Source organism: Rhizobium sp. AN68, assembly GCF_030758035.1.
In the GTDB taxonomy this organism is placed as follows: Bacteria; Pseudomonadota; Alphaproteobacteria; order Rhizobiales; family Rhizobiaceae; genus Agrobacterium; species Agrobacterium tumefaciens.
The window spans coordinates 265,398-292,203 of the sequence record NZ_JARWMI010000002.1 but is presented as its reverse complement, the minus strand read 5'-3'; the positions used below and the strand labels follow the sequence as shown (position 1 = coordinate 292,203).

29 protein-coding genes are annotated in these 26,806 nt (G+C 58.2%); 11 read left to right on the top strand and 18 right to left on the bottom strand.

Features of this window, described 5'->3' with window-relative positions:
* Positions 1 to 3 precede the first annotated feature (3 nt).
* The 4 genes from RBH71_RS04805 to RBH71_RS04790 all read left to right on the top strand — a co-directional run bounded on the left by RBH71_RS04805 (position 4) and on the right by RBH71_RS04790 (position 4,051).
* Positions 4 to 420, top strand: a complete 417-nt coding sequence (locus RBH71_RS04805) for a hypothetical protein (protein WP_323687185.1) — start codon at positions 4 to 6, stop codon at positions 418 to 420.
* Positions 421 to 546: 126 nt separating this feature from the next.
* Positions 547 to 843, top strand: coding sequence for a hypothetical protein (locus RBH71_RS04800; protein ID WP_111803029.1), 297 nt, complete (start codon positions 547 to 549; stop codon positions 841 to 843).
* A gap of 22 nt (positions 844 to 865) precedes the next feature.
* A complete protein-coding gene (locus tag RBH71_RS04795) occupies positions 866 to 2,089 on the top strand; it encodes an efflux RND transporter periplasmic adaptor subunit (protein ID WP_097100260.1) in 1,224 nt (407 codons plus the stop codon).
* Positions 2,090 to 2,092: 3 nt separating this feature from the next.
* The gene (locus RBH71_RS04790; protein WP_111803000.1) at positions 2,093 to 4,051 is read left to right on the top strand and encodes a MacB family efflux pump subunit; all 1,959 of its coding nucleotides are present in this window, start codon (positions 2,093 to 2,095) and stop codon (positions 4,049 to 4,051) included.
* Between the two features lie 16 nt (positions 4,052 to 4,067).
* Here the strand turns inward: RBH71_RS04790 and RBH71_RS04785 are convergent, their stop codons facing one another.
* Positions 4,068 to 4,304 carry an acyl carrier protein gene (locus tag RBH71_RS04785; protein WP_003517889.1) on the bottom strand — a complete coding sequence of 79 codons (237 nt, stop codon included), beginning with the start codon at positions 4,302 to 4,304 and terminating at the stop codon, positions 4,068 to 4,070.
* A 309-nt stretch (positions 4,305 to 4,613) separates the two neighbouring features.
* Between RBH71_RS04785 and RBH71_RS04780 the strand changes: the two genes are divergently transcribed.
* Positions 4,614 to 5,711 (top strand): acyltransferase family protein, encoded by a 1,098-nt coding sequence (locus RBH71_RS04780; protein ID WP_041694625.1) that lies wholly within the window; start codon positions 4,614 to 4,616, stop codon positions 5,709 to 5,711.
* A gap of 268 nt (positions 5,712 to 5,979) precedes the next feature.
* Here RBH71_RS04780 and RBH71_RS04775 read toward each other — a convergent pair whose 3' ends face one another.
* The 13 genes from RBH71_RS04775 to RBH71_RS04715 form a co-directional block, all read right to left on the bottom strand.
* Complete coding sequence (locus tag RBH71_RS04775) at positions 5,980 to 6,291, bottom strand: hypothetical protein (protein ID WP_003517885.1); 312 nt, start codon at positions 6,289 to 6,291, stop codon at positions 5,980 to 5,982.
* A 13-nt stretch (positions 6,292 to 6,304) separates the two neighbouring features.
* The gene (locus RBH71_RS04770; RefSeq protein ID WP_013761399.1) at positions 6,305 to 6,598 is read right to left on the bottom strand and encodes a hypothetical protein; all 294 of its coding nucleotides are present in this window, start codon (positions 6,596 to 6,598) and stop codon (positions 6,305 to 6,307) included.
* Positions 6,599 to 7,237: 639 nt separating this feature from the next.
* Complete coding sequence (locus tag RBH71_RS04765) at positions 7,238 to 7,378, bottom strand: hypothetical protein (protein ID WP_003517881.1); 141 nt, start codon at positions 7,376 to 7,378, stop codon at positions 7,238 to 7,240.
* A 90-nt stretch (positions 7,379 to 7,468) separates the two neighbouring features.
* Positions 7,469 to 7,753: a hypothetical protein gene (locus tag RBH71_RS04760; RefSeq protein ID WP_025595953.1), complete on the bottom strand. Its 285-nt coding sequence runs from the start codon at positions 7,751 to 7,753 to the stop codon at positions 7,469 to 7,471.
* Between the two features lie 147 nt (positions 7,754 to 7,900).
* Complete coding sequence (locus RBH71_RS04755) at positions 7,901 to 8,116, bottom strand: hypothetical protein (protein ID WP_111802999.1); 216 nt, start codon at positions 8,114 to 8,116, stop codon at positions 7,901 to 7,903.
* Between the two features lie 30 nt (positions 8,117 to 8,146).
* Positions 8,147 to 8,383, bottom strand: coding sequence for a 30S ribosomal protein S21 (gene rpsU / locus RBH71_RS04750; protein WP_003517876.1), 237 nt, complete (start codon positions 8,381 to 8,383; stop codon positions 8,147 to 8,149).
* 27 nt (positions 8,384 to 8,410) lie between these two features.
* Positions 8,411 to 8,701 (bottom strand): hypothetical protein, encoded by a 291-nt coding sequence (locus RBH71_RS04745; RefSeq protein ID WP_003517874.1) that lies wholly within the window; start codon positions 8,699 to 8,701, stop codon positions 8,411 to 8,413.
* 109 nt (positions 8,702 to 8,810) lie between these two features.
* Positions 8,811 to 9,020, bottom strand: a complete 210-nt coding sequence (locus RBH71_RS04740) for a cold-shock protein (protein WP_003517872.1) — start codon at positions 9,018 to 9,020, stop codon at positions 8,811 to 8,813.
* Positions 9,021 to 9,499: 479 nt separating this feature from the next.
* The gene (locus tag RBH71_RS04735; RefSeq protein ID WP_025595955.1) at positions 9,500 to 10,735 is read right to left on the bottom strand and encodes a Gfo/Idh/MocA family protein; all 1,236 of its coding nucleotides are present in this window, start codon (positions 10,733 to 10,735) and stop codon (positions 9,500 to 9,502) included.
* A 20-nt stretch (positions 10,736 to 10,755) separates the two neighbouring features.
* Positions 10,756 to 11,577, bottom strand: a complete 822-nt coding sequence (locus RBH71_RS04730) for a sugar phosphate isomerase/epimerase family protein (protein ID WP_323687184.1) — start codon at positions 11,575 to 11,577, stop codon at positions 10,756 to 10,758.
* A gap of 51 nt (positions 11,578 to 11,628) precedes the next feature.
* On the bottom strand, positions 11,629 to 12,792 hold the full coding sequence (locus RBH71_RS04725; protein WP_111802998.1) for a dihydrodipicolinate synthase family protein: 1,164 nt from the start codon (positions 12,790 to 12,792) through the stop codon (positions 11,629 to 11,631).
* Between the two features lie 10 nt (positions 12,793 to 12,802).
* Positions 12,803 to 13,945: a Gfo/Idh/MocA family oxidoreductase gene (locus RBH71_RS04720; protein WP_323687183.1), complete on the bottom strand. Its 1,143-nt coding sequence runs from the start codon at positions 13,943 to 13,945 to the stop codon at positions 12,803 to 12,805.
* Positions 13,946 to 14,190: 245 nt separating this feature from the next.
* Complete coding sequence (locus tag RBH71_RS04715; protein WP_003517856.1) at positions 14,191 to 14,889, bottom strand: TetR/AcrR family transcriptional regulator; 699 nt, start codon at positions 14,887 to 14,889, stop codon at positions 14,191 to 14,193.
* Between the two features lie 119 nt (positions 14,890 to 15,008).
* Between RBH71_RS04715 and RBH71_RS04710 the strand changes: the two genes are divergently transcribed.
* The 4 genes from RBH71_RS04710 to RBH71_RS04695 all read left to right on the top strand — a co-directional run bounded on the left by RBH71_RS04710 (position 15,009) and on the right by RBH71_RS04695 (position 19,291).
* Positions 15,009 to 16,298, top strand: a complete 1,290-nt coding sequence (locus RBH71_RS04710) for an ABC transporter substrate-binding protein (RefSeq protein ID WP_013761393.1) — start codon at positions 15,009 to 15,011, stop codon at positions 16,296 to 16,298.
* Positions 16,299 to 16,304: 6 nt separating this feature from the next.
* Positions 16,305 to 17,258, top strand: coding sequence for a carbohydrate ABC transporter permease (locus tag RBH71_RS04705; protein WP_003517854.1), 954 nt, complete (start codon positions 16,305 to 16,307; stop codon positions 17,256 to 17,258).
* Positions 17,251 to 18,126: a carbohydrate ABC transporter permease gene (locus tag RBH71_RS04700; RefSeq protein WP_025595962.1), complete on the top strand. Its 876-nt coding sequence runs from the start codon at positions 17,251 to 17,253 to the stop codon at positions 18,124 to 18,126. The genes RBH71_RS04705 and RBH71_RS04700 overlap by 8 nt, the downstream gene beginning before the upstream one ends.
* 88 nt (positions 18,127 to 18,214) lie before the next feature.
* Positions 18,215 to 19,291, top strand: coding sequence for an ABC transporter ATP-binding protein (locus RBH71_RS04695; protein ID WP_003517850.1), 1,077 nt, complete (start codon positions 18,215 to 18,217; stop codon positions 19,289 to 19,291).
* Between the two features lie 214 nt (positions 19,292 to 19,505).
* Here the strand turns inward: RBH71_RS04695 and RBH71_RS04690 are convergent, their stop codons facing one another.
* Genes RBH71_RS04690 through RBH71_RS04675 form a run of 4 tightly spaced genes read right to left on the bottom strand, consistent with a single transcriptional unit; the run spans position 19,506 to position 24,226 of the window.
* Positions 19,506 to 20,282, bottom strand: coding sequence for a sugar phosphate isomerase/epimerase family protein (locus tag RBH71_RS04690; RefSeq protein WP_112156391.1), 777 nt, complete (start codon positions 20,280 to 20,282; stop codon positions 19,506 to 19,508).
* Positions 20,279 to 21,295: a hydroxyacid dehydrogenase gene (locus RBH71_RS04685; protein ID WP_111802995.1), complete on the bottom strand. Its 1,017-nt coding sequence runs from the start codon at positions 21,293 to 21,295 to the stop codon at positions 20,279 to 20,281. The genes RBH71_RS04690 and RBH71_RS04685 overlap by 4 nt, the downstream gene beginning before the upstream one ends.
* On the bottom strand, positions 21,292 to 23,169 hold the full coding sequence (locus RBH71_RS04680; RefSeq protein WP_111802994.1) for a DUF2264 domain-containing protein: 1,878 nt from the start codon (positions 23,167 to 23,169) through the stop codon (positions 21,292 to 21,294). Before RBH71_RS04680 ends, RBH71_RS04685 begins: the two co-directional genes overlap by 4 nt.
* Positions 23,162 to 24,226, bottom strand: a complete 1,065-nt coding sequence (locus RBH71_RS04675; protein ID WP_003517845.1) for a LacI family DNA-binding transcriptional regulator — start codon at positions 24,224 to 24,226, stop codon at positions 23,162 to 23,164. The genes RBH71_RS04680 and RBH71_RS04675 overlap by 8 nt, the downstream gene beginning before the upstream one ends.
* A 112-nt stretch (positions 24,227 to 24,338) precedes the next feature.
* Between RBH71_RS04675 and RBH71_RS04670 the strand changes: the two genes are divergently transcribed.
* Both RBH71_RS04670 and RBH71_RS04665 read left to right on the top strand, forming a co-directional pair.
* Complete coding sequence (locus RBH71_RS04670; protein ID WP_323687182.1) at positions 24,339 to 25,631, top strand: ABC transporter substrate-binding protein; 1,293 nt, start codon at positions 24,339 to 24,341, stop codon at positions 25,629 to 25,631.
* 169 nt (positions 25,632 to 25,800) lie between these two features.
* A complete protein-coding gene (locus RBH71_RS04665) occupies positions 25,801 to 26,730 on the top strand; it encodes an ArsR/SmtB family transcription factor (protein ID WP_019566450.1) in 930 nt (309 codons plus the stop codon).
* Positions 26,731 to 26,806 lie beyond the last annotated feature (76 nt).

Sequence of the window (26,806 nt, the reverse complement as noted above, 5' to 3'; positions counted from 1 at the left end):
GGGTTGGCGACGAAACTTTCGGCAGCGGAAATCTATCTCGGCGTCACACCTGAACAGCTTGGTCCGTGGCGCGCCTATGCCACTGCGCTGATCGATCTTGTTTTGCCCACTTCGGAACGCAAGCCATTGCCGCCGAAGGGACCGGGTGAGACGGGGCTGGAGCCGCGTCTTGCCGGTGAGGAGCTGGCCGGCCTTATAATGAACAAGGCAGAACAGGCTAAAGCACTTCAGGACGCAGCAGCTGCGCTGAAACCTAAACTTTCGCCGCAGCAGGTGCAGAAGCTTGCTGAACTCGAACGCGCATTGATGCCGCCTCCGCCTCCGCCTCCTGTCCCGCATCATCGCCCTGGACGAGACGGTCGTGTCGAGCCTCCGCATGGCGACGGGATGCAGCCGCTGCCTCAGGCAGAGCGGGGCTGACTCCACTCTTCAAAGTTTCCTCCTTTAATAGCCCCCCAGCAAAGGAGGAAATCAGCCGGAAACGGCTGAAGCCGGGGGATCGCTCGCCTGCGATCCCCCGCGTGATTTTCAAGCGAGAAGATGATGATGAGATATTTCTACCTGATGCTGGCGACGGTTTTTGGTTTGAGCTTCGTCTGGTCGGTTGCTGCGGCCGGTGACAGGCCGGTGCGAGATCCACCGGCGAAATCCCGGCAGGAAGAACAGCGGCACCAACCCGTCTGTGCGAAGGATCGGCGCGAAAATGCACATCGCAAGTGTCGTGGCGACACCTGCCGCAAGGCATCCGCCAGAAAGTCCGCTGCCGCCTATGAATGGATCGAAGCAGACAACGGCTTCATCCTTGTGAAACACGACATGAGGTCGGTTTCTTCTTTTGAGTAGACCGGCCGGACAGGACAGGACGATGAAAATGGCTCGCAAAGCAGGTGTGGCGCTGACGGTTGTCGCGCTCGCCCTGGGTGGCTACTGGTTTTCGTCACAATATACGCGGGCCGCAACGCCCGGTTATATCACCTCGTCTGTGAAGCGCGGTGATATCGAGCAGACGGTTCTGGCGACTGGAACGCTCAAACCCGTCCGTCTGGTGGCCGTCGGCGCGCAGGCCTCCGGTCGCATCACCGCCGTCAAGGTCGCACTTGGAGATACGGTCAAGGCAGGCGATCTCATTGCCGAGATCGATTCCGTTACCCAGAATAACAGCCTGCGCACGGCGCTGGCAGCGCTTGCCAATGTGAAGGCGCAGCGAGTGGAGAAACAGGCGACGCTTGTTCTCAACCGCCAGAGCCTTGTCCGCCAACAGGAAATGGTGTCAAAAAATGCCGCCTCCCGTGCGGATTTCGAAAGCGCCACTGCAGCGCTCGCAGTCACCCAGGCGCAGATCGAAGCGATCGACGCCCAGATCGAGGAGGCGCAGGTCGCTGTCGAAACGGCAAAGGCCAATCTCGGCTATACGAGGATCACCGCGCCCATCGAAGGCACTGTTCTGTCTATCGTCAGTCAGGAAGGGCAGACCGTCAACGCCACGCAGTCCGCGCCGACAATCGTGATCCTAGGCCAGCTCGACCGGATGACGGTGCGCACGGAAATTTCCGAAGCGGATGTGACGCGCGTAAAAGCCGGCCTGCCAGTTTACTTCACGGTGCTGGGTGAGCCGCAGCAGCGTTACGACGCGACGCTTACGTCCATTGAACCGGCGCCTGAATCAGTGCGCAGCGATTCCAGCTTCAGCTCCTCGACGTCTTCCTCGACCACATCGTCCTCTTCCAGCACCTCGTCGTCGGAGGCGATCTATTATAATGGCGTGTTCGAAGTGCCGAACCCGGACGGCAAGTTGCGCACGTATATGACGGCGGAGGTCCATATCGTCCTCGGTGAAGCCAAGGACGTGCTGACCGTTCCGGCGGCGGCCCTTGGTAGCAAGGGCGCCAACGATGACTATGCCGTGCGTGTGGTAGACACCGATGGCAGAATTTCCGAACGCAGGGTCCAAATCGGTCTGAACGACAAGGTCACGGCGGAAGTGCGTTCCGGCCTTGCCGAGAACGAGCGCGTGGTGACCGGCGAACTTTCCATCGACACCACCAAAAACGCCATGCCGGGGCCTGGCGGCCCGCCGATGGGATTTTGAACCATGGCTGATCCTCTGATTTGCCTTAAATCCGTGCGGCGGGATTATCCGTCCGGTGAAGGTACGATTACGGTACTCAAGAATATCGAACTCACCATCGAGGCCGGCGAGATGGTGGCGATCGTCGGCGCTTCCGGATCGGGCAAGTCGACGCTGATGAATATTCTCGGTTGCCTCGACCGGCCGACGTCAGGGAGCTACAGCATCAGGGGCCGGGAGACGGGCAATCTCGATGCAGACCAGCTTTCGGAATTGCGGCGAGAAAATCTCGGTTTTATCTTCCAGCGTTACCATCTGCTTGCCGAACTGACAGCGCTCGGCAATGTCGAAATTCCGGCGATCTACGCCGGAAATTCACAAAGCGATCGCAGGAGCGATGCCGCCAGGTTGCTCGGTCGCCTTGGCATGGCGGACCGCCTCGATCATCGTCCGGGCCAGCTTTCCGGCGGCCAGCAGCAACGCGTTTCCATCGCGCGCGCCCTTATGAACGATGCCGAAATCATTCTTGCCGACGAGCCGACCGGTGCGCTCGACAGCGCGAGCGGCGACGAGGTGTTGCGCATCCTCGACGAGCTGCATGCCGAAGGGCGCACTGTCATTATCGTCACGCACGATATGTCAATTGCACGACGTGCCGAACGGATCATCGAAATCAGCGACGGCGCCATAATTTCAGACCGCAGGGCGGATGCCGCGCCGGTTCGGAAGGATGACGCCAAACCCTCTATGGTTTCCGGCGGGGCCTCCAGTCTCGCTGGTCTCGTATCCTCGCTGCGGGAGGCATTGCGCATGGCGCTCCTGTCGATGCAGGCGCACAAGCTGCGAAGCTTTCTCACCATGCTCGGTATCATCATTGGCATCGCCTCGGTCATCAGCGTCGTGGCGCTGGGGCAGGGGTCACAGCAGCGCGTGCTGCAGAATATCTCAAGCCTCGGCACCAACACGCTGGAAATCTTCGCGGGCAAGGATTTTGGCGACATTAGGTCGGGCAAGATCACCACGCTGGTCGTCTCCGACGCCGAGGCACTTGCCAAACAATCCTATGTCGCGGCTGTGACGCCCACGGTCTCGACCTCCAGTACGGTGCGTTTCGGCGCGAAGGAGGCTAATGCGCTTGTGAATGGTGTCAGCGAGCGGTATTTCGTCGCAAAGGGCACGAAGCTGTCACAAGGGCGCTTTTTCGATACCGCAAGCGTCGTGCAGAAAGCCCAGGAGGTGGTGATTGATGAGAACACCCGCAAATCGTTGTTTGCGGATTTCGACGGCAGCCCCATCGGTCAGGTCATCCTCATCGGCAAGGTGCCGGCCCGCATCGTCGGCATCACGCAGGCGCAGCAGGGCGGTTTCGGTTCAAGCCAGAACCTTTCACTTTATCTGCCTTATACTGCCGTCCAGTCACGCTTTCTCGGCAGCCTGTCGCTGCGCAGCATCACGGTGCAGGTGAGTGACGATATTGACGCCGCAATTGCCGAACAGGCGGTGACGGTTCTTCTCACCCAGCGGCATGGAACGCGGGATTTCTACATTCTCAACACTGACGATATTCGCCAGACCATCACCAGTACAACGCAGACCATGACGCTGCTGGTTGCGGCGATCGCGGTGATTTCGCTTCTGGTCGGCGGCATCGGGGTGATGAACATCATGCTCGTTTCCGTTTCCGAACGTGTGTCCGAAATCGGCGTGCGCATGGCAGTCGGCGCACGGCGCAGTGATATACTGCGCCAGTTCCTGATCGAGGCAGTGCTCGTCTGCATCATCGGCGGAACGCTGGGAATTTTGGGCAGCTTCGGCTTCGGGGCGCTTTTCTCCGCCTTCAGCAGCAATTTCGCCATGGTCTATTCCACGGTGTCGATCATTGCTGCCTTCGTCTGCTCGACACTGATAGGCGTCGTTTTCGGCTATCTGCCGGCCCGCAACGCATCGAACCTCGATCCTGTTGCGGCCCTGTCGGCGGGTTGATATCCGCGGCTGCCGGTCAAGCCTTGTTTTTTTCGATGAAGCGGATGGCGTCGCCAACGGTCAGGATTGTGCTTGCGGCCGAATCAGGGATTTCCACTCCGAATTCTTCCTCGATTTCCATGACAACCTGAACCACTTCGAGGGAATCGGCACCGAGATCGTCGACAAAATTGGCGTCATCGACAACCGTGCCGGGATCTGCGCCAAGCTGGTCAACGATGATTTTTTTAATACGGTCGGCGATGGTGGACATGGTGGGACTCCGCGAAAGTTGTTTGCCGCCGAACAACCCGTTTGAATTTGCGCCCAGGACACTTGCTAAAATCGAAACCGGTTTTTGCGAGGCGTGGTACACAGAGTCAGAAGGTTAAAGCATCGATGACATTCGGACGTAGCATGCCTTTGACGGCTGCGAAAGAGCGTGGCTCATGGGGAATTGCCCATAAGAATTCGGGGTATGTTTGACGTTGAACAGTTTTTGACTGGATGCGATGAACCGCTGCGCTGTAAACCTCGTTTTCGTGAAGTAATTATAATCCAGTCCTGTCGAGCATCAACGCCCATGGTCCAGTCTTCCCCGGAACGCTTCATATTGCTCGATGGCATAAGGGGCGTAGCTGCGCTCTTCATCGTACATCGCCATGCCGAACAGTTTTTCGGGAGAGACGACGCTTCGAGCTATCTCGCCGTCGATTTGTTCTTCGCCTTGAGCGGTTTTGTGCTGGCGCATGCCTACAGCATGAAACTGCGCGAAGGGGCGATTACGCCGGGCTTCTTTATGAAGGCGCGCCTTGCGCGACTTTATCCATTGTATGGGCTGGGGCTGGCGTTGATGGCGTCCTATTTCATCTGCCTCTACCTGTTGGGCCTGCCGACGCCGATCGATGATCTTCATCGCCACATCAATCCCGGCGAACTGGCGATCGCGTTGTTGACTGGACTTCTTTTTGTTCCGGCACCCTTCACGCTTACATTGAACGGCGCATTGTTTCTGGTGAGCCCGGCATGGTCGCTTTTCAACGAGCTGGTGGTGAATGCGGTTTATGGCCGGTGGGGTGTGCGGGCGACTACGAAACAGACAATCGTGGTGCTGGCTGTCAGCGCCTGCGTCCTTGTCGTGGCGGCTGCTGAGTTTGGGAAGTTGCATGCGGGGTTTCGATGGCACGAAATGTATGCCGGCATGGGAAGGGTGTTTTTCTCGTTTTTCGCAGGCGTGCTGGTTTACCGCTTCCGCAATCGCATAACCGAGCTGAAGCCCATCCAGGCGGCCCTCTGTCTTATGCTGGTCTGCGTCATCCTCGCCGTGCCAATTTCGCGTGAGCTTCGGCCTTTCTTCGATCTCGCGGTGGTTCTGCTCGTCTGGCCGACGGTATTGTTCGTAGCCAGCAGGATAGTGCCGGGTCGCAGGGTGGGAATCTTGTCGACGTTTCTCGGCACAGCTTCCTACGCCGTCTATGTGCTACATATTCCGCTGCTGGCCTGGACGGATTTTCTGGTGCCTGCCGTTGATAGGGAAAACATCGCTTTGCCGGTCGGTGTCGCTTTCCTGATAGGGACGACGTGTCTGTCATGGTACCTGACGGTCCATTTTGATCAGCCAGTGCAGACATGGCTCAAAGGTCGCCTGAGAAAGCGGGCAGGGGTCGGGCAACCGGTGTGATCGCGTCTTGTCGCTGCGGGCTTCAGTAATGCGCGAAGATTGGAGCCGTGATAACAAAGGCCGCGACGAGACTGATGATCGTCAGTTTCGCGGCACGCATGCGGCGCATTCTGCGGCCGCTCCAGTCATACGTCATACTCACCCTCCACGCAGACGCAAACTCTCGGACTGATGTCCGACTAAATCAGTTTCTCCTGATATATCTCATTTGCCAAGTCATTATTGTTACCAGTGATTTTGGCGAACAACGTCCGCTTCGGGAGGCGCTTCAGGGAAAAAGCCGGATAAGTTGATTGTCTTTGAGTTTCAGGCGGCTTGCCTCATCGGAAGAAATGCAATGCTCTATGTTCTTTCGCAAGTCGTCGGGAACTATCGGCCCGCCTGCCTTCAAAAGCTTTTCGGTCATCGAAAAAAGAATGCCGAACTGGGTCTCGCATTCGGCCGATGTCAGCAGCAGCGGTAGCGACGGAACGGTGTTCGCCGTAAAGACGCTATCCGCCGTATCGTACATGGTAACGAGGTACCAGGTCAGAAATAGCCCCAGCCACAGGCCGGTGCTGACCATGATATATTCGCGCATCTGCTCTCTCCCCTCAATGGCGGTGGTAAAGCAGTGGCAGGCCCTGGATTGCATATCGGGGGAGCGGCTTCCACGGCTTGATGCGGTCGTGTTTCTGCACGCCGAACAGGAAACGCATTTCGTCGGTGAGGTCTGCCGGATCGGTCAAACCATCCTGATATAATTCAATAACCTTGCGGGCGGCTCTGTTATGGAGCTTTTTGTCATCATCGTCGGAAAGGTGATTAAAACCGATGCTCTCGAGGACCAATTGGAGCATTTCGAGATCTTGAGAGGAGATCAGGCAGTTACGGGGCGCAGAAGACATGATGGCCTCTTTTCTTACTGGTTCAGAAAGCCGAAGCCTCGCGCGCGCCCTTAAAAGGCTGCACGGGACGCTCCAACGCTTTGAAACGATACGCCGGTGCGGTCGATGACCGTTGCCGGTTTTCGGGGGGCATGTGCCTCAACGCGCCCTGGGAAATTCCGCACGGGGCGCTGTAGACGGGAGGCATGTGCAAATGGGGCTTGAGACGGCAAGGATGCCTGACGGCGGTAACGCCCTTTAAGTACCGATGGGGAAGGGTGCGCTCTTTGCGCGCAATAGGCAAGTTAATTCCATAGCCCTTGACGAGTATGTGACCGGTGCGGCAACATTCTTTATCTCACCAGGGCAGACAACAAAAAAGGCCGGGGCAATATTGCACCGACCTTCCTCATATCGCCATTAACACCAGTGCCAGTACATCCGTGGTCAAAAGTCTAAAGCGACGGAAACAACTGCGAACGACATATTTTGCGCTCACCAGCAGTTGCTGTATGAACTTTATAGAAGAGCAATGTGGCCAAAACAAGTCCGCATTTCCATTACATGTTTTATTTGTCGCGACCCTTAGCGTATCGGGTCGCGGTTTGGCAATTCGTGCCGGTGCGTCGCGCTGTTATGAGCGGGCTGTCCGGAACAATCCTACTTCTTCTTGCCATCCGCAGTTGTGGAGTTTGCGAACTTGACCTGCGTGCCGGCAGCTGGTGCCGCAGCCGGAGCTTTCGTCTTGTCCTTCTTCGGTTTGCGGACTTCTTTGTTGCTGCGTACTTGACCCTTGGCCATGGTGTCCTCCTGGTATTGAAGAGATATTGGATATTGTGTGGTCCGGGGCATGATCGCGCGCCGCAGGCAGGCTGCGGGGCGGTTTCATCGTCAGGGGAAAGGCAGTCCGTTAAGCGGAAGTTTCCCGAAGGGAAGGGTCGGTTTGGAGAGGCGGATACGCCCTGCGTAGAAGGTTCTCCGCACCATGTCGGGCTGGAGGCCAAAATCAGGAAACGCCGCAAAGCCGGAGGATGCGCCGCGATCCTGATCCAGGCGCATGGCTGTTTCTTCGGCGGCACTGAGAAGCAGGCGAAGCGATGCGTTTTCCCGGTAACCCAAACCGCCGGTGCGGACGAGGTTCCGTGAAAGGCTTGATGAATAAAACTCGGAAGACATCTCGTCCTCCTTTCTTTTGGGGGCGAGGACACTCTGCCCTCAAACACCAGCACTCTTCAGCGGATTGCTGACAGGCGAAGCGTGCGCCTGTTGCGTATCAGGTTCAAGAAGTTTTTCGGAAAGGCGACGTCAAAAAGTGCAACCGGGTTATTTCTTGCCGGATGACTTTTTGGTGCGGGTGGGTGGAGGGGCGACGATTGCCGCCTCCTGAGCTTCGCGAAGTTGGCGAAGCCGTTCCGTCTTCTTGGCGCGCTGGTCGGATTCGGCGGTTATGATCTGTTTCGCCGCCTTGTCCGTTATGGATGCCTTGTCCTGCGAGGACAGCTTTCCGGGTTTGAAAACAGCCTCTTTAGTCGCGGTCATGGCATTCTCCTTTGCGGAGCGAATTGACAGTTATCGAGCGCGGGCAACCTTTTTGGGAGCAGGAAGCAATCCCTCGCGCTGCAATTTTTTCTTCGCCATCTTGCGGTGGCGGCGCACAGCTTCGGCTTCTTCGCGGATACGCTTTTCCGACGGCTTTTCGTAAGATTCCCGTGCGCGCATCTCACGGAAGATACCCTCGCGCTGCATCCTCTTTTTCAAGACGCGGAGGGCTTGCTCTACATTGTTATCCCTGACGAGTACCTGCAACTTATCTCCTTAACGCAGCCATCGCTGCTATTTTTTGATTCTGATCGTATTCGAATTGATCCAGCTCGATCCCGCAACGCGCGAAGACGAGCCTTCGATTTCCACGGGCCGCGATGAAGACGCAGCCACATCGATTTCATCGAGCGCTATATTACGTTCGAAGTTCTCGTGCTGGAAACGCACCCTGTAGCGAACCGCACCTTGTTGTGTCTCTGGCAGAGCCGTTACGACCCGGCCTGGACCTTTGGGCTGGTTGGCCCCAAGTACGCCCGCCTTCAGAAAGATAGCATCGCCGGAACGATAAGGATTTTTGCGCATGAGAGCCTCCCCATGGCCAAAAAAACAAAAGGCCGGGATTTAACCCGACCTCTCACAATCACTCAGCGCCACTGCTGGTACATGCGTAGCCAGCGGGGCCGATGACAAATCAAGCTGCGCGAAGGTTGTCAGCGGAGCTCTTGCCGGACTTGCGGTCCTGCACGATGTCGTAGGTGATCTTCTGGCCGTCGTTCAGCGAACGCAGACCTGCGCGCTCAACAGCCGAAATGTGAACGAAAACGTCCGTGCCGCCGTTGTCAGGCTGAATGAAGCCGAAGCCCTTGGTGGCGTTGAACCACTTTACAGTACCAGTGTTCATAACGATTTCCTTTCGTAGTAATCGTTGTTGGTTTCCGCGATACCTTGCGGAATTAGATCGATTATTTGAGAGGAAATCCGACGGGAACGTAGAGTCCCAGGAGCGACGTCACAAGCAATTGTCGATTTGCCGAATATAACCTCAATTTTTGATTTTGCAATGGGCCGATGCGGAAAAATGCGCCATCTGGCGATTGCACTTGTCGGTTCCGATGTCTCTTCCTGCGTCAGCGGCGCGATTTCGGTTTTTTCTCTTCCCTGTTCATATCGCGCCCCACCCATTTGAAAAAAAGGATCAGGCTGGTGCCGATGATGATGAGCGGAATTAAGGATCTGAAACTGGACATGATTAACTCTTTCTTCCCCCGATCGTCGTTTTACCGGTATGGAGGAAGCGCGTAATCTGCAGAATGTTATCCGTTCTTTTTTGGCAATCGCGGCCTGCGGACCGACGTTGAAAGCACCGCAGGCCGAAAATATCTAGATGGGCAGGGATTTCACCGCCGCTGCACCACCCTCTCGGGCGCTTTTCAATGCGGCTACGCCGCAGAGCACGGACATTGCGCCGGCGCGCGAACCCGCCCGCTGCCGCAGCCGGTCGTTCGAACCGGGCTTGAAGATCATGTCGCGCATGCGATTGTCGCCGCCATAATGGCCGCCCGGCTCATGCGGCACCCAGATACGCTCGACACCGCCACCGAAACTTTTCACCAGCAGGATTTCGTCGGCGGGGGGCTCAGTCCACGGCTGCTTTTCATATTGGCGCATCTCGATGCGTCCTTTATGGCCGTTAAACGCGATGTGGTGTCCCTCGATCGGCATATAGGTATTGAGCGAATAGGAGACCTGCACGCCGTTCGCATAGCGAATCGAGGCGCTCATCGTGTCGGGGATGTCGATCTCCTCGCGAAAGACGCAGGCGTCACGCATATAGCCATCCACAGTCGATGGGTCCTCGTAAAGCGCGTCCAGGAACGGATCGGCCCCGAGATCCATGAAATAATCGCACTCGTCCTTGTGCGGGCAGGTACGACAGCGCGTTCCCCGGAACGGTCCGTTCTTGCCATAATGCAGCAGTTGCCCAAAGCCCTTCACTTCCACCGGGTCGGAATCGAGATACCAATTCAGAAGATCGAAGTGGTGCGTCGCCTTGTGGACGAACAGGCTGCCTGAATGTTCGGTGAAAGCGTGCCAGCGGCGGAAATAATCCGCACCGTGCTGGTTATCGAGATACCAGTGGAAATCTACCGAGGTAACGGTGCCGATCGCGCCATCGTCGATCAGCTCCTTGATGCGCGCCGCCGTCGGTGAAAAGCGATAATTGAAGGAAACGTCGACACGGCGGCCGCTTTTGGCCTCCGCCGCGCGGATGCGGTCAATCTTTTCCGGGGTGGTGGTCATGGGTTTTTCGCTGATGACATCGGCACCGCCCTCGAGCGCGCGGATAATGATGTCGTCATGAGTATCATCGGGCGTGCACACGATTACCAGTTCCGGGCGTTGCTCGGCCATCATCCGATCGAAGTCGTCGTAAAGCGGAGCGGCCGACCCCATCATGGCGCGGGCCCGTTCTGCGCGCATCAGGTTCAGGTCGCAAATGCCGACCAGTTCGACATAGTCGCTCCACCCGGCCAGAAGTTCGCGCCCCCACATGGTGGTGCCACGATTGCCGGTGCCGACCAGTGCATAACGTTTGCGTTTCACCCTTTCAGGCATTTCCTTACTCCCGAACCCAATCAACAAACGGTTTTAAAGCGCTCGACGACGGTGGACAGAACCTCGTCCACCGGGCGTGCCTGCCAACGATGCGAAAAAATCTCGACTTCCTGCGGACCGGAAAAGCCGGCGGCCTCGATCATGGCGCGAAATGCCTTCAGGTCAATCACGCCATCGCCCATCATGCCGCGATCGTTGAGCGGATCGGTGGTCGGCGCCAGCCAGTCGCAGATATGGTGTGCCAGTATCTGCCCGTTTCGCCCGGCGCGCGCCACCTGTTCCTCCAGCTCTGGGTCCCACCAGACGTGATAGACGTCGATGGCCACACCGGTTCCAGCACCTAGCCGGTCGCAGAGGTCGAGCGACTGTTTCAGAGTGTTGAAGCAGGCGCGGTCGGCGGCATAAAAGGGGTGCAACGGTTCAATGGCGAGCGGCACGCCGGCTGCCCTCGCATAGGGAAGAAGTTCGGCCATGCCGTCCTCCACCATCTGCCGTGCACCTTTCAAGTCTCGAGAACCGGTGGGCAGGCCGCCCACGACAAGCACTAGGCAATCTGCCTTCATGGCGGCGGCTTCGTCCACGGCGCGTTTATTGTCCTCGATGGCGCGGCTGCGGCCTTCTGCATCGGGGGCGGGGAAAAAGCCACCCCGGCAATGGCCGCTGAGACGAAGGCCGTTCTGCTCGACAATGCGTGCTGCTTCAGCAAGGCCTGCAGCGTGAACCTGCTCGCGCCAAGGAGAGATGGTGGTGATGCCATGCGCAAGGCATGCATCCACGATTGCCCCGAAGGAACGTCCCTGCCGCACGGTGGCAAAATTTATTGAAAGGCCCTCAACGCCCATAACGGTACTCCTCCCTTTTGCGAAGGCCTCCAGCCACCTTCGCTCTCGCGCTTAACCAATGCCTCTGACAGCCAGAAACTGCTTCATGCGATGCGTCGCCACATCCGGTTCGGCAAGCACATTGGCCTTGTCCGCCAACCGGAAAAGCTCGGCGAAATGCCGCGTGGAGCGGGCGCTTTCCTGCCCGCCAACCATGGTGAAATGGTCCTGCAAGCCGTTGAGATAGGCGAGAAACACCACGCCGGTTTTGTAAAAGCGGGTCGGCGCCTTGAAGATATGGCGCGAAAGCGCCACCGTTGGCTCCAGAATGTCGAAGAATTCATTATCCGCACCGCGCTTCAGGCTGGCGAGCGCCCTGGATGCCGCCGGAGCAATGGCATCGAAAATGCCGAGCAATGCGTCCGAATGACCTTTTTCGTCACCGGCGATCAGTTCGGCATAATTGAAGTCGTCGCCGGTATACATGCGAACACCAGCGGGCAGGCGGCGGCGCATGACGATTTCCTTTTCCTTGGATAGAAGCGAAATCTTGATGCCGTCGATCTTGTCTGCATTCTCCTCGATCATGGCAAGGCAGGTGTCCATCGCCGCCATATGGTCGCGGGCACCCCAGTAGCCCTCAAGCGCAGGATCGAACATTTCTCCCAGCCAGTGGATAACCACCTTGTTCTCGGCACGGGAAAGAACCTTGGCATAGGCCTCGAGATAATCGTCCGGGGAGCGGGCGGCAGCGGTGAGCGCCCGGCTTGCCATCAGGATCACGCGCCCGCCTTCTCCCTGAACAAAATCAAGCTGTTCCAGGTAGGAGTCGATAATCTGGTTCAGGTCATATCCGCCGCCCTCAAGATGATCCGTGCCGACGCCGCAGGCGATCAGCGCATCCTTGCGGGTGGCTGCTTCCTTCAGCGAACGGGAGATCAGTTCCTGCGCCTGCGGCCACGCCAGTCCCATGCCGCGCTGGGCCGTATCCATGGCCTCCGCAACACCCAGGCCGAGGTCCCAAAGGCGGTGGCGGAAGCGCAGGGTAGCGTCCCAGTCGATGGCGGGCGTCAACCATGGATCGTTGTCGGCGAGGGGATCGGCCACCACATGGGCGGCGGCGAAGGCGACACGATTGAAATCCGCCGCACTTCGTTTCTCAATGGCGACCGGCGCGCCTGATAGCCTGTAGACCTCGATGCTGCGGTCGTCCTTTGGAAGCTTAAGTTCGCTCACTGTCGCCTCCTCAGGAAAGTGCGGGAACGTCGAGCCAGCGGCGTTCCTTCCATGATCTCAGCCCCAGTTCGGCCAATTGCACGCCCTTCACGCCCTCCATCAGCCCATAGGGCCATAGGTCGTTGTCGACGAGGTGACGCACGAACATTTCCCACTGCGCCTTGAAACCGTTGTCATAAGTGACGTTGTCAGGCACTTCCTGCCAGGTCTTGTAGAAATCGATGGTCTGGGGCTGGTCAGGGTTCCACACCGGTTTCGGCGTATTGGTGCGGTGCTGGGTCCAGCATTTGTTGAGACCCGCTACGGCCGAACCATGCGTGCCATCAACCTGAAACGTGACGAGATCGTCGCGGCGCACACGCACCGCCCAGGAAGAGTTGATATGGGCGATGGCGCCGCCTTCCAACTCGAAGGTGGCGTAGGCGGCATCGTCGGCATCCGCCGCATAGGCGTGGCCCTGTTCATCGAAACGCTCGGGGATATGGGTGGCGCCGAGGCAACTTACGGATTTCACCGGTCCGAATAGATTATCGAGCACATAACGCCAGTGGCACAGCATATCGAGGATGATACCGCCGCCATCCTTCAGGCGGTAATTCCACGAAGGACGCTGCGCCGGCTGCCAATCGCCTTCGAAAACCCAATAGCCGAACTCGCCGCGCACCGAGAGGATCTTGCCGAAAAAGCCGCTGTCACGCAGCATTGCCAGCTTGCGAAGGCCGGGCAGGAACAGCTTGTCCTGCACCACGCCGTGTTTGATACCGGCGCTTTCTGCCAGTCTGGCAATTGCCAGCGCCTCCGCCACGCTGTCGGAAATCGGCTTTTCGCAATAGACGTTCTTGCCCGCCTTGATAGCTTTTTCGAGCAGGCTGCCACGCATCTGCGTCGTGCCGGCGTCGAAGAAAAGCGTGTCATCCGGGTTCGCAAGGGCGGCGTCGATGTCGGTCGTCCAGCGCGCGACATTGTGCTTTTTAGCGATTTCCTCGATTTTCGCACCGTTTCGGCCGACCAGAATGGGGTCGAGCATGACCTTTTCGCCGCTCTTCAAAACCACGCCGCCCTGATCGCGAATGGCGAGAACGGAGCGCACGAGGTGCTGGTTGTAACCCATGCGGCCGGTGATGCCGTGCATGATGACGCCGATACGTTTCATGAATTTCCTCCCAAGGCGGCCTTTTCCCGAAAGCCGCTTCCGTCAAACATGGCAATTTGTAACCATTTGGTTATTTGTGATCGTGAAGGATGCGATCTGTCAAGGTGTTTTTGGCAGGAAATTCACATGCACTTGCGGCGGCAGAAATCACGGGTTTGTGCCGCGCTGCAAAAGGAAAAGACGCGCTTCGCGGATGCGAATGGCGCGTCGTCGCTGTTGTTAAAGGGAAATTCGGTTTTTACGGCTCAGACCGGCCGCACCGCAGCAAGCAGGGTATCTACGATATGCTGGCCCCAGCGTTCAAGTTCGGCGGGGTCGGTCAGGTCGCGCTGGAAGATCGTCGACAGCGTGAATCGGTTCGAAAGATAAAAGGCGCCGAGCGAGGCGATCGTCAGATAGACGTCGATCGGATCGAGACCGTCACGGAATTCGCCAGTATCGCGGCCGCGCCGCAGCACGTCCTCAAGCTCGGAAATGAAGTTTGAATGCATTGCCGCAATCGTAGCGGATTGCCTGAGATATCGGGCTTTATTGAGGTTTTCTGTTGCGAGAATGCTCAGAAATTCCGGGTGATCCAGAAAATAATGCCAGGTGAAAAGCGCAAGTTCCCGCAAGCCTTCCGAAGGCGCCTTGCGGGTCAGGTCCAGCCGCCGTTCGGTGTGGCGGATGTGGCGATAGGCGTCCTCCAGAACGGCGAGATAAAGCGCGTCCTTGTCGCCAAAATAATGGTAGATCATCCGCTTGTTGGTGCCGGCACGCCGCGCCACGACATCGATTCTCGCGCCCGCCAGGCCCTTTGCGGCCACCTCGCGGCGGGCGGCTTCAAGAATGGCGGCGCGTGTTCTCTCCGGGTTTCGCACCTGTGCCGCCCCGCGTTTGCGCTTGGGGGCAGGCGTTTCCTCGACGGCCGGATCGGGCAGCTGGTTTTTCGTCGTTTCGTCCATCTTAGCACCCGCTTGACAATGTTGGCGATCAGTGTTCCCATGTAACCAATTAGTTATAAAACGGCAATAGTCGTTTACCCCCATCATCAATTTGGCAGTCAATTAGGGAGGAGTTGCCAATGCCCGTGATGCTTCACAGGAGAAGTGTGCTTTCAGCAGGGCTTGCGGCCCTTTCACTCGCAACATTGGGAGGTGGCTCGGCGCAGGCTCAGGCCGCGCGGCTGCGTATGTTGTGGTGGGGATCGCAGGAGCGTGCGGATCGCACCAACAAGGCGATCGCCGCATATAAGCAAATCAAGCCGGATCTCGATATTGCCGGGGAATTTGCCGGCTGGAGCGACTACTGGCCGCGCCTTGCCACGCAGGTGGCAGGCCGCAACGCGCCTGATCTGATCCAGATGGATTATCGCTACATCTTCGAATATGGCCGGCGCGGCGCCCTTGCTCCCCTTGATGACTATATTGGCAAGGGCCTGAAGATAGAAGATTTCGGCAAGATGAACATCGACTCCGGTCGGGTCGACGGCAAGCTTTACGGGGTTAATCTTGGCGTGAATTCCAGCGCTGTCTTCTTCGACAAGGCGGCTTGGGAAAAATCCGGCGCGACCCCGCCAGCGATCGGGCAGACCTGGGAAGAGTTTGCCGAAAACGCCGCCAAGCTCAGCAAGAACAAGCCGAAGCCCGGCTATTACGCCACGGCCGATGCCAGCGGCGTCGAGCCGAGCTTCGAGAACTGGCTGCGTCAGAACGGCAAATCACTCTACACACAGGATGGCGGTATCGGTTTTGATCCGACCGACGCGACCAAATGGTTCACCATGTGGGCGGATTTGCGCAAGAGCGGTGCATGCGTGCCGGCCGATATTCAGGCGCTCGACCAGTTGAATATTGAAACCAACGCGCTGACGACGGGCAAGGCGGCAACGGCATTTGCCCATTCCAACCAGTTTGTCGGTTATCAGGCACTCAACAAAGCCAAGCTGGCGATGACCTCCTATCCGAAAAGCAAGAAGGATGGTCCTTCCGGTCACTACCTGAAACCATCCATGCTCATCAGCGTCGCCAATGGCAGTGCCGGCATCGAGCAGGCGGTCGGTTTCATCAACTTTCTCGTTGCCGAACCACAGGGCGTCGATGTTCTGGGTGTGGAGCGCGGCGTTCCGGCATCGGAATCGATGCGTAACGCGCTGACCGCCAAGCTCGATGCCGTCAGCAAGAGCATGGTGGAATATATTGCCGAGATTACCCCCGGCGTTGGCGATCTGCCGCCGGCACCCCCTCCGGGTGCAGGCGAATTCGCCTTCGTCCTGAAACGTACAGCGGAAGAGATCGGCTTTGGCAAGATTTCGGCGGCTGAGGGTGGTGACCGGCTCGTCAAGGAATCCGAAACCGTCATTAAACGGAAGTGATGGCAGATGGCCTTTCGATCTGAAACTCTCGTGGAGGAGAGCCGTGGCGCGGCTCTCCCGAAGCGGGCAGGCGTGAAGCGGCTTTTGGACCGCAACGTTCACGCGTACCTGTTTCTCCTGCCGTGGCTGATCGGTTTCTTCGGTCTTACCCTCGGGCCTGCGCTGGTGTCGCTTTATCTGTCCTTCACCAATTATGACCTGCTTCAATCCCCGGACTGGGTGGGGGCGGCCAATTATGTGCGCATCGCCACTGCCGACCCTAAATTCGCAGCCGCCATGCAGGTCACCTTTACCTATGTGCTGCTTTCGGTGCCGTTGAAGCTGATTTTTGCACTGCTGGTGGCGCTCGCCTTCAATCGCGGCATAAAGGGGCTCACGCTTTACCGGGCGATCTTCTATCTGCCGTCGCTGCTCGGTTCCAGCGTGGCGATAGCTGTTCTCTGGCGGCAGCTTTTCGCGTCAGATGGCCTCGTCAACATGGTCCTGTGGCAGGTTTTCGGTTATGAGGGGCCGAGCTGGATTTCCAATCCGGACTACTCGCTCTACACGCTGGTGATCCTGTCCGTCTGGCAGTTCGGCTCGCCAATGATCATCTTCCTCGCAGGGCTCCGGCAAATCCCGCAGGATATGTACGAGGCCGCCGATATCGACGGCGCGAGCAAGATGCGGCAGTTCTTCCGTATTACGCTGCCGCTGTTGACGCCGGTGATCTTCTTCAACGCCGTGATCCAGACGATCGATGCCTTCAAGGCCTTCACGCCCGCCTTCATCATTTCCGAAGGCACGGGCGGGCCGATCAACTCGACGCTGTTCTACACGCTCTATCTCTATCAGGAAGCCTTCGGTTTCTTCCGCATGGGATATGCCTCGGCGCTTGCCTGGATTCTCGTGATCATCATCGCGCTGTTCACGGCCTTCTCGTTCCTCAGCGCGAAATACTGGGTGCATTACGATGACTGACGCTGTTACCGCTCCCCGGCCGGGACAAGGCCCGCAACGCTCACCGCTAATGTCGGTTTTGCTGCATGCGGTGCTGATCCTTGCCTCCTTTGCGATGCTTTATCCGATCCTGTGGATGATTTCGGGTTCGTTCCGCCCGCAGGACGAGCTGTTCGGTTCCTCCTCGCTCATTCCTTCGTCGGTCGATTTTGGCGGCTATATTCGCGGCTGGACCGGGCTTCAGGTCAGTTTCGGGCAATTCTTCTGGAACTCGTTCTTCATCTCGGTGCTCGCCACCATCGGCAACGTCGTTGGCTGCTCACTTGCCGCCTTCGCTTTCGCCCGCCTGCGGTTCGGTGGGCGCAATTTCTGGTTCGCGCTGATGCTCGGCACCTTGATGCTGCCCTATCACGTTGTGCTCATCCCGCAATATATCCTGTTTCTGGAAATGGGTTGGGTGAATACGTCGCTGCCGCTGATCGTGCCCAAATATCTGGCAACCGACGCCTTCTTCATCTTCCTGATGGTGCAGTTCTTCCGGGGTATTCCGCGTGAGCTGGATGAGGCAGCGGTGATGGACGGTTGCTCGCCCTTCCGCATCTACTGGAAGATCATGCTGCCCCTCTCTCTGCCGGTTCTGGCAACGGCCGCGATCTTTTCCTTTATCTGGACCTGGGACGATTTCTTCGGTCCGTTGATCTATCTGAACGACATCAACACCTACACCGTGCAGCTCGGCCTCAGATCCTTCGTGGATTCCACCGGCAGCTCGGATTGGACGTCGCTTTTCGCCATGTCCAACCTGTCGCTGGTACCGGTCTTCCTGTTCTTCCTGTTCTTCCAGCGGCTGCTGATTGAAGGCATCGCTACCACCGGAATGAAACGCTGAACGGACGAAACGGGACCGAAAACGAATTGCAGAACATCAACACCGTCGCGGCTGCCTTGTCTGCAGCGCGACGGTCGGGAGAAATAGCATGGCAAGCAGCATTACTCTGGAAAAAATCGTCAAGCGGTTCGGCGCCTTTCCGGTCGTCCACGGCATCGATCTCAAGATCGAGCCGGGCGAGTTCACTGTTTTCGTCGGCCCCTCGGGCTGCGGCAAATCCACGCTTCTGCGCATGATCGCCGGTCTGGAGGAAATCTCCGAGGGTGATCTTCGCATCGATGGCGAAAGGGTCAACGAAACAGCCGCTTCCAAGCGCGGTATCGCCATGGTGTTCCAGTCCTATGCGCTTTATCCGCATATGAGCGTTTACAAAAACCTCGCTTTCGGGCTGGAGACGGCGGGTTACAAGAAACCGGAAGTCGAGGCGCGGGTGCAGAAAGCTGCCGATATCCTGCAGATCGGCCCGTTGTTACAGCGCAAGCCGAAGGCGCTTTCTGGTGGCCAGCGCCAGCGTGTCGCCATCGGTCGGGCTATCGTCCGCGAGCCGAAAATCTTTCTGTTCGATGAACCCCTGTCCAACCTCGATGCGGAACTGCGCGTGCAGATGCGTGTCGAAATTGCCAAGCTGCACCAGACGCTCGGCAGCACCATGATCTATGTGACGCATGACCAGGTGGAGGCCATGACGATGGCCGACAAGATCGTGGTCCTGCGTGACGGCCGCATCATGCAGGTCGGCCGCCCGCTTGATCTCTACAACAATCCGGCCAACCAGTTTGTGGCGGGTTTCATCGGTTCGCCAAAGATGAACTTCCTTTCCGCGAAAGTGGCTTCAGGCGACAGCTCCAACCGTACCATCGAGGTCGCCGGCCAGCGCATTCTGCTCGAAAAGCCGGTCGCGGCTGAGGAAGGCGAGCCACTCACTTTCGGCATTCGTCCCGAACACGTAAACCCACAGGCGCAATCGGCCTCGCTTGGCGATGCGTCCATCCAGCTCGTTGAACATCTCGGCGGCTCGACGGTGGTTTATACCAGCACCCCAGATGGCCAGCCCGCCACCCTGCTGCTGGACGGCCAGCGCCATATCCGCATCGGCGAGACCATTCCCTTTGCGTTTGATCTGGCGAAGACGCATCTGTTCGGGGCAGATGGGCGGCGAATATAAGAGGAAAAACCGGGGGGAGGAACAGACCTTCCCTTATTTCTGTGCTTGTCACAGAAGTCCAGCTGACGCGTCTGCGCGGCGAGGAAATCAATCAGCCCAAAGACTTGGGCTGGCTAGATCCCTGTAGGGGGTACAGGGATGAGGGCAGTGGGCGGTTGTGATGGATAGCGAATTTTAGTCCGCCGCGTCGGTTTTCGATAAAAAACAAGCGGTTCTAAGAGCGGGCGAGAATCTCGCTTAGCACCGCCGCATCTTCCGAGAACTGGGCGACATTGTCACCTTTGACGAACTCCAGCATCGCATAAGCCGGTTTAGTCCAGTCGCTTGCTGGCAAGGCATCAACGCAAGCCCGCCAATAGTCCGCGCGCTCGCCGAGCGGCAGGCGGCTGGCATCGGTGAGCCACGCGAAGACGTGCAGGTGGCAGATGCGCGAGCCGAGCGCGGATATTTCCGCAAGGGCGTCATCCAGCGGTAGACCTGGGGCTGGCTGCCAGTAAAAGAACAGGTTAGGCATCGGCAAATCCTGCATGAGCTGCAAGGCCGAGGTCAGCGTGTCGGTCAGCGAATTGGGGTGATATTCGAGGCCGATTGTCATTCCGTGGTCGTCTGCCCGCCGGGAAAGTGCCGCCAACGCGTCGGTTGCCGCACGGCGTTCCTCTGGTGAATAATCCGCGGATGGGCGTTTGCGGCTGCCGGGCCAGATGCGGATATGGCCGGTGCCGAGCGCTTTCGCGGTTTCCAGAACTGCGGTCACATCCTCCGGCGCAAAATCCGGTGCGAAAATGTAGGATCCGTAGGAAGAGACGGTAAGACCGGCTTTCACCGTACGCGCCGCCACATCCCTTGCATTTTCTAAGTCGCCAGGTGGCACATGGATATCGGCACCCCATTCTATCGCCTTGATGCCATTTGCAACGGCAAGGTTAATCACGGCCTGCGGTGTCATGGACCTGAAGGTGACAGAGCAGAGGCCCGGCTCGAAAATTCTCATGCGATCAGTTCCAGATGTTCTGGACGTACCTGCTGTTGCATTGGTTCTGCCCGGCAGAAGCGTTCGATCTCGGCAATCGCCATGTCGCCGAGCCGGGCGCGTTCAAGGCCGACGGCGCCGGCGATATGCGGCGTCAGGAACACGTTCGGAAGGCTGTAAAAGGGCGAATCCGGTGACGGCACTTCCGGATCGGTCACGTCGATGACGGCCTCTATGCGTCCGGTTTTCAGTTCCGCCAGCAGGGCGTCTTCGTCCACCAGCGCGCCGCGGGCCGTGTTGATCAAGGTCGCTCCGTCCTTCATCAGGGCAAGCGCATCGGCGCCGATCATGTGCCGGGTTTGCGGCAGGGATGGCGCGTGCAGGGAAATGACGTCGCTTACCGCCATGAGCTCATGGAGCGATACGAGACGCACACCGAGCTTTTGTGCCTCCACCGCGCTTAAAAACGGGTCGAAAAGGATGAGATCGAGATCGAAGGGCTGCAGCAGATTGATGACCCGACGCCCGATGCGTGACGCCCCGACAATGCCGACGGTCAGGCCGAGATTGCCGATGACCTGCGACTGCAGGCGGTCGACGTTTCGCCGTGCGCGATCCTCTCCGTAGATGCGCCGGAAACCAAAGGTACGCTTGCCGGAAAGCAGGATCATTGCCAGCGTAAACTCCGCGACCGGCTGCGCATTCGCCTCGGCCGCGCTGCACACCGTAACGTTTCGTTCGAAAACCGCCTGGGACAGGAAGTATTTCACCGTCCCGGCGGCATGTGAAATCAACCGAAGGTTCGGCATCATTGCCAGTTCCCGCATGTCGATCTCGGGACAACCCCAGCCAGTCAGAAGAATATCTGTTCTCTCCAACTGGGCAGTCACAGCTGGGTCGTGAAAATCGCAGACCGGCCGGGTGTCGAGTATGTCGACGCTCTGCGACAGCTTTTCAAGCGCCTGTGGCGTCAGCACATGCTGCGTCCGCTCCGGGTCCATGGCAAGGCTGAGACGCGGACGCGGGCTCATCATTGCGGTTCTCCCGCCGCCGCCATACTGCTTACGGGAACACCGCGCTCAACAAACAGGCGGTCAAGCGCTTCCATGTCCGGAAGTGCGGGAACTGTCGCCAAAGCTGTTTCGCTTTCAGGTCCCGCCAGTCCCACAAAGACGGCGCAGGCGAGCAGGGTTTTGCCCGCTGGAATGTCGCCCCGCAATTGCGGCACAGTGGTTTTGGCATTGATGAGATTGGTATTGGGCAGCGCCTTCAGCGCCACGCCCTGGCGGGATGCGCTGGAGCCGAGATCGATGATGGCGGATATGTCGGTGCCGCAATCGGCCGTTGCCCGGCCGCTGTCTTCGGTCACCGCATCGCGGTCGCCATCGTTGCGGTTTATCGCAAAGCCGCCTTCGGTGACCAAAAGTGGCCGCGCGGAAGTAATCCGGTGCAACCGGATATGCCACTCTCCCGCGGCAACCAGCGTCGTTTCGACCTCGACATCGGGGAATGGGTTCCAAGTCGCTCGAAGATTGGTGCTGGCCAAGAGCACAGTGCGGTTGGTTTCGCGCACCCGGTAGTGGCGGCCATCTTCGGAAAAGGCCAGCATATTGTCGAAACCATTGGTCTTGAAACCGCGCTCGTCCACTTCCACGCCGAAAGCGTAACGGGAGGAATAGGCGAATTTGGCGTATTTCTCCGGCCCGCCGCGCATGGACAGGTTTTCCTGCCCACTCGTCAGCGCCGTGACGTTGCTCTTGCTGCGCATCATCACCATGCCGGGATGAACGAGCGGCCGTGGTTTTGTGGATGTGTCTGGCAGCTTTTCCTCCGCCTGCCAGAAGGGGTGGCTTTCCGGCAAGGCGAGCGGCAGGAAAGCCTTGAAGGCCCAATAGGGTGAACCCGCCGAATTATAGCTTTCCGACATGGTCAGTTGCGGATAGGCGTAACCGATGGAAAGCACGCCGTCGCGGTCGGCAATCGGCTTTCCCGCCCACCAGCGCAGATGTTTCAGATAAAGCCCCTTGATCTCCCCCAAGGGCATCGCTTCCTCATCCGCGAAGGCGAGGGCACCCCAGAAGCCGCCGCAGGCGAAACGGTAGGTCATGGAGCGGCCAAAGGCCAGCGCGCCACCATCCTCATCGAACCAGCTTGCGAAATCCCCGGCAAACAGGCGGGCACGTTCCCGGTAGCGTTCGGCGTATGCATCATCCGGTTTGCTGATTTTCGCGTAGATCAGCCCGTAAAAATGCATGGCGAAGGCGATGTAGTGGTCGATGCGGCGATAGTTGCCGTCGCGATACCAGCCGTCGGCGATGTAAAATCCGTCCAGCTCTTTCAGATATGTTTCGGTGAGGCTCCGGTCGAATTCGATACCGAGATGATCGAGCGCCGCATCGACCATCACCCGGAAAAACTTCCAGTTATTGTCGGCATAGATGCGCTCGCGCGCCGCCAGAAGATAATGGCGCACATTCGCCTTTTGCGCTTCGGACAAGGGTTCCCACAGATGTTGCGGCGCAAGCCGAAGCGCAAAGCCGAGGGCGGCCAGTTCCACCAGCCGCTGATCCTTCTGCCGCACATCGCCCCAGTAATCGGCATGGGCGGGATCGGTGCCATTGGCGATGCCTCTGGCCAGAAGCGGCCAATGGGCGAAGGCATCGCCGCTGAGCGCAAGCGGCGCGATGCCCCAGAGTGGTCGCGCAAATCCTTCCAGATCGGCCGCTGCCCGGTCGAAATGCGCGGCGGTGCCGCTTAGCGTCACTCTTGCGCCGCTCTCTGAGAAATAGGGAAGCAGCGGTGCGAAACTGTCGTCCAATGCCCGTCTGACGTCGGCGCGGGTCTTAAGTGGATTGCCGTAAAGCGGATTGAAGCGGGTCATTGGATCATGGTTTGCTGGCTTATGCATCGCGCGCCGCCTTTCCCGTTTTTTTTGCTCGACCCGCGGTCTGTCCTTCCACGAGCTGTACACCCAGCTGAACCTGCCGGGCATTGGCCGATGGCTCCGCCAGCCGGCGGCGCATCAGCTCCACCGCCTCGCGGGCAATCTCGCGGCGGTCTACCCGGATTGTGCTGAGCCGGGGAGTGGAAAGTTCGGCGAAGGGCAGGTCGTCGAAGCCGATGATGGAAAGATCGTCCGGTACCCCGAGACCAAGCTCTTGTGCTGCTCCCAGCGCGCCGAGCGCGATCGCATCGTTCATGCAGAAAATGCCAGTCAGATCGGGGTTTTTGGCCAGCAGCTGACGAACCGCATCACCGGCCTGACCGAAGCCGCTATCCGCCGTGGAAAGCAGAAACTCCTCATAGGTGGCACCCTCTTCCTCGATGATAACCTGCCGAAAGCCCCGCATGCGCTCTCTTATAGTGTGACGGTGTTGCGGACCGATATAGGCGACCTTGCGGTGCCCCAGTTCCAGCAGCCGCCGCGCCGCCATCGCCCCGCCGTAAAAATTGGAGGGCGAGACGCAATCCAGCATCATCGAGGGATCGGCGCTATTGACGAGAACCGGTTGCAGCACACCCTGCGTGATGCGGTGGATGATCTCCTCTTCGGGGTCAAGGCCAATGGCGAGAAGGCCATCGACCTCGCAGACCCGCTGTGTAAGGGCGTCGTCGATCTGCCTCTGGTGCAGCAGCCGGATATCGAGTTCGAAACCCTCTGTCTGGGCAAGGCTGCGCAGCATGTCGAAAATATCGTGATAAAAGGCGCCGATATCGCCGGTCGCTCGTTCGGCGGACATGAGGGCGAGGATTTTCTTGCCCTCCAGCGAGATGCCGCCGGTCTGGCTGGTGACTGGCCGCAGCGGATAACCAAGTTCCGCCGCCACGCCAAGAACCTTGGTCTGGATCGATGCGCTGATGCCTTTTTCCCCGGCGAGAACCCGTGAGACCGTGCTGATGGAAACCCCTGCACGCTGGGCGATATCCGACTGGCGCGGGCGGCTGATGTCGGGCGTATCGTTCATGTCTTCTCCTGCTCTTGCAAAAAATTCTATTATGATGCAAATATTGCAAATAATGAAAATTTGCAAGAATTTAAGTGATAAGTGAGAAATTTGCAAAACGCGGGAGGAGCAGATGCAAACTATCGATAGACGCGGATTTTTGGTGACGGCGGCACTGGCAAGTCTTGGCGCGGCGGCGGGCGGTTTCCGCGCGATGGCGGCCGAAACCCGGCTTCGTTGCGTATGGTGGGGTTCGGCTGACCGCAACAAGCGCACCAATGATGTGATTGCCCTCTACCAGAAGGCAGATCCACAAACGGTAATCAGCGGCGAGATGATCGCCGGTTCCGACTATTGGACCAAGCTTGCGACGTCCATGGCGGGACGTAACGTCGCCGATATCTTTCAGCTCGAGCCTTCCACCATTGCCGATTATTCCGGCCGTGGCGCCTGCATGGAACTTGACCAGTTTGTCGGCTCGTCGCTTGATCTTTCCAATTTCGGCAAAAGCGAAGTCGATCTTTGCCGCATCGACGGCAAGCTTTACGGCGTCGGTCTCGGGCTGAATTCGTTCTGCATGATGTATGATGCAGAGACGCTGAAGGAGGCCGGCGTCTCCGTGCCGAAGGAGCAGATCACCTGGAAGGCGCTGGCGGAACTGGCGCGCGATTTCAAGAAGAACGCTCCGGCGCGCCGCAATTATTGGGCGGTGCCCTATGGCGCCCGTTATCACTACGTCTTCGATGTCTGGCTGCGCCAGCGCGGCAAGCTCCTGTTCCAGGACGGCACCATCGGTTTCAACAAGGAAGATGCCAAGGAATGGTTCGCCTATTGGGAGGATCTGCGCGAGAAGAAGCTTTGCGTCTCTGCCGATATCCAGACGCGCGATGACAATACCATCGAATCCAACGCGCTGACTCTTGGCAATTCCGCAATCGGCTTTGCCTATTCCAACCAGCTTGTCGGTTACCAGGCGCTCAACAAGAAGACGCTGTCCATTGGCATGCTGCCGGGCGAGGGGGCGGGAAAACCGACCGGGCATTATTACCGGCCGGGGCTTATCTGGTGCATTTCGTCCACCTCCACCACTCCGGAAGCTGCGGCGAAGTTCATCAACTTCTTTGTCAACGATCTGGAAGCGGGCAAGGTTCTTGGCGTCGAACGCGGCGTGCCGCCGGCGAAGAAGGTACGCGAAGCTGTGTTGCCAAGCCTCAACGAGACTGAACGCAAGACGGTCGATTACATCGAGAGCCTGTCCGGCAAGCTCGATACTTATCCGGAGCCTGCCCCCATCGGCGCCAATGAGTTCGACCGTGGGGTAATGCGTCCGATTGCCGACTCACTCGCCTTTGGCCGCGCCACTGTGGATGAGGCAGCGCAGAATCTTGTCGATACCGGCACCCGCACGTTGCGCAAGCGCGGGTAAGGAAAAAGAGGTAGCGCATGCGTTATCGAAACCGCCTGCGCTGCCTCCATTCGCAATCATTCCTTGCGTGTCTGACTTTGAATATATCGACCCGACAAACAATGCTGGACAGCATAAAATATTTAAGCCAGAAATTCTGATCTAGATCGCTAAATCTGAAGATTAGACAATGGCTCCCAATTTCCTACTTATTGACGCTGAAAAAGAATTCGATGTTTTGAAGGCGGCGGCGTCGCTGATCCGTGTGCAGATATTGAAGCTGCTGCACGAGGCCAACGGTCTCAATGTCAACGAGATTGCGCAGAGGCTGGACCTTCCCCAGTCCACCGTGTCGGCCGGTGTGACCGTTCTTGAAGAGGCGGGGTTGCTGCGAACCGAAACGCGCAAGGCGCGCAAGGGCAGCCAGAAAATCTGTTTTGCGACCTGCGACGAGCTTATCGTTTCGTTTCGAAGCCCCGAGACGCCGGCTGTATCCAACTACATTGCCGTCGCCATGCCGCTCGGCCTCTATACGCAGAGTTCGGTGACCGCGCCTTGCGGCATCTGTTCGCCGGAGGGCATTATCGGACTTCTGGATGTCCCTGATACCTTCATGGATCCCGACCGCATGAAGACTGCACTTTTGTGGTTCACATCGGGTCATGTCGAGTATCAATTCCCCAATAATGCCAAGATTCAGGGGCGAAACGTCGAGGAAGTCGAGTTTTCGATGGAGGTCAGTTCCGAGGTGCCAGGAACGCACAGCAACTGGCCGTCAGACATTACCCTCTCCGTCAACGGCAAGGAGATCGGGGTCTGGACCTCGCCCGGCGATTTCGGCGACAAGCGGGGTACGTTTACGCCCGACTGGTGGAAACTGTCCGGCTCGCAGTATGGAATGCTCAAAACCTGGCGCATTACTGCCCAGGGAACCTATGTCGATGGCACGCGCATTTCCGATGTGACGCTTGCGGACATAGATCTGTCCAGCCACCGCTCAATCCGTCTGCGGATCGAGGTAAAGGCGGATGCAAAGCATCCAGGCGGGCTCAACATCTTCGGTCGGGGCTTTGGGAATTACGATCAGGACATCGTATTGCGTCTGCGCACCGCAGACTGATCGGGCCAATTTCATAAAGTATGATTTTCGCGGTTGACAGGCGCGGCTTCCATTGGCAACTATATTATGAAATATG

What these genes read in the sequence shown, in the direction of transcription:
- RBH71_RS04800 (WP_111803029.1), top strand. Translation starts at nt 547, where the DNA reads ATGAGATATTTCTACCTGATGCTGGCGACGGTTTTTGGTTTGAGCTTC.
- RBH71_RS04795 (WP_097100260.1), top strand. Translation starts at nt 866, where the DNA reads ATGAAAATGGCTCGCAAAGCAGGTGTGGCGCTGACGGTTGTCGCGCTC.
- RBH71_RS04790 (WP_111803000.1), top strand. Translation starts at nt 2,093, where the DNA reads ATGGCTGATCCTCTGATTTGCCTTAAATCCGTGCGGCGGGATTATCCG.
- RBH71_RS04785 (WP_003517889.1), bottom strand. Translation starts at nt 4,304, where the DNA reads ATGTCCACCATCGCCGACCGTATTAAAAAAATCATCGTTGACCAGCTT.
- RBH71_RS04780 (WP_041694625.1), top strand. Translation starts at nt 4,614, where the DNA reads ATGGTCCAGTCTTCCCCGGAACGCTTCATATTGCTCGATGGCATAAGG.
- RBH71_RS04775 (WP_003517885.1), bottom strand. Translation starts at nt 6,291, where the DNA reads ATGCGCGAATATATCATGGTCAGCACCGGCCTGTGGCTGGGGCTATTT.
- RBH71_RS04770 (WP_013761399.1), bottom strand. Translation starts at nt 6,598, where the DNA reads ATGTCTTCTGCGCCCCGTAACTGCCTGATCTCCTCTCAAGATCTCGAA.
- RBH71_RS04765 (WP_003517881.1), bottom strand. Translation starts at nt 7,378, where the DNA reads ATGGCCAAGGGTCAAGTACGCAGCAACAAAGAAGTCCGCAAACCGAAG.
- RBH71_RS04760 (WP_025595953.1), bottom strand. Translation starts at nt 7,753, where the DNA reads ATGTCTTCCGAGTTTTATTCATCAAGCCTTTCACGGAACCTCGTCCGC.
- RBH71_RS04755 (WP_111802999.1), bottom strand. Translation starts at nt 8,116, where the DNA reads ATGACCGCGACTAAAGAGGCTGTTTTCAAACCCGGAAAGCTGTCCTCG.
- RBH71_RS04745 (WP_003517874.1), bottom strand. Translation starts at nt 8,701, where the DNA reads ATGCGCAAAAATCCTTATCGTTCCGGCGATGCTATCTTTCTGAAGGCG.
- RBH71_RS04740 (WP_003517872.1), bottom strand. Translation starts at nt 9,020, where the DNA reads ATGAACACTGGTACTGTAAAGTGGTTCAACGCCACCAAGGGCTTCGGC.
- RBH71_RS04735 (WP_025595955.1), bottom strand. Translation starts at nt 10,735, where the DNA reads ATGCCTGAAAGGGTGAAACGCAAACGTTATGCACTGGTCGGCACCGGC.
- RBH71_RS04730 (WP_323687184.1), bottom strand. Translation starts at nt 11,577, where the DNA reads ATGGGCGTTGAGGGCCTTTCAATAAATTTTGCCACCGTGCGGCAGGGA.
- RBH71_RS04720 (WP_323687183.1), bottom strand. Translation starts at nt 13,945, where the DNA reads ATGAAACGTATCGGCGTCATCATGCACGGCATCACCGGCCGCATGGGT.
- RBH71_RS04715 (WP_003517856.1), bottom strand. Translation starts at nt 14,889, where the DNA reads ATGGACGAAACGACGAAAAACCAGCTGCCCGATCCGGCCGTCGAGGAA.
- RBH71_RS04710 (WP_013761393.1), top strand. Translation starts at nt 15,009, where the DNA reads ATGCCCGTGATGCTTCACAGGAGAAGTGTGCTTTCAGCAGGGCTTGCG.
- RBH71_RS04705 (WP_003517854.1), top strand. Translation starts at nt 16,305, where the DNA reads ATGGCCTTTCGATCTGAAACTCTCGTGGAGGAGAGCCGTGGCGCGGCT.
- RBH71_RS04700 (WP_025595962.1), top strand. Translation starts at nt 17,251, where the DNA reads ATGACTGACGCTGTTACCGCTCCCCGGCCGGGACAAGGCCCGCAACGC.
- RBH71_RS04695 (WP_003517850.1), top strand. Translation starts at nt 18,215, where the DNA reads ATGGCAAGCAGCATTACTCTGGAAAAAATCGTCAAGCGGTTCGGCGCC.
- RBH71_RS04690 (WP_112156391.1), bottom strand. Translation starts at nt 20,282, where the DNA reads ATGAGAATTTTCGAGCCGGGCCTCTGCTCTGTCACCTTCAGGTCCATG.
- RBH71_RS04685 (WP_111802995.1), bottom strand. Translation starts at nt 21,295, where the DNA reads ATGATGAGCCCGCGTCCGCGTCTCAGCCTTGCCATGGACCCGGAGCGG.
- RBH71_RS04680 (WP_111802994.1), bottom strand. Translation starts at nt 23,169, where the DNA reads ATGCATAAGCCAGCAAACCATGATCCAATGACCCGCTTCAATCCGCTT.
- RBH71_RS04675 (WP_003517845.1), bottom strand. Translation starts at nt 24,226, where the DNA reads ATGAACGATACGCCCGACATCAGCCGCCCGCGCCAGTCGGATATCGCC.
- RBH71_RS04670 (WP_323687182.1), top strand. Translation starts at nt 24,339, where the DNA reads ATGCAAACTATCGATAGACGCGGATTTTTGGTGACGGCGGCACTGGCA.
- RBH71_RS04665 (WP_019566450.1), top strand. Translation starts at nt 25,801, where the DNA reads ATGGCTCCCAATTTCCTACTTATTGACGCTGAAAAAGAATTCGATGTT.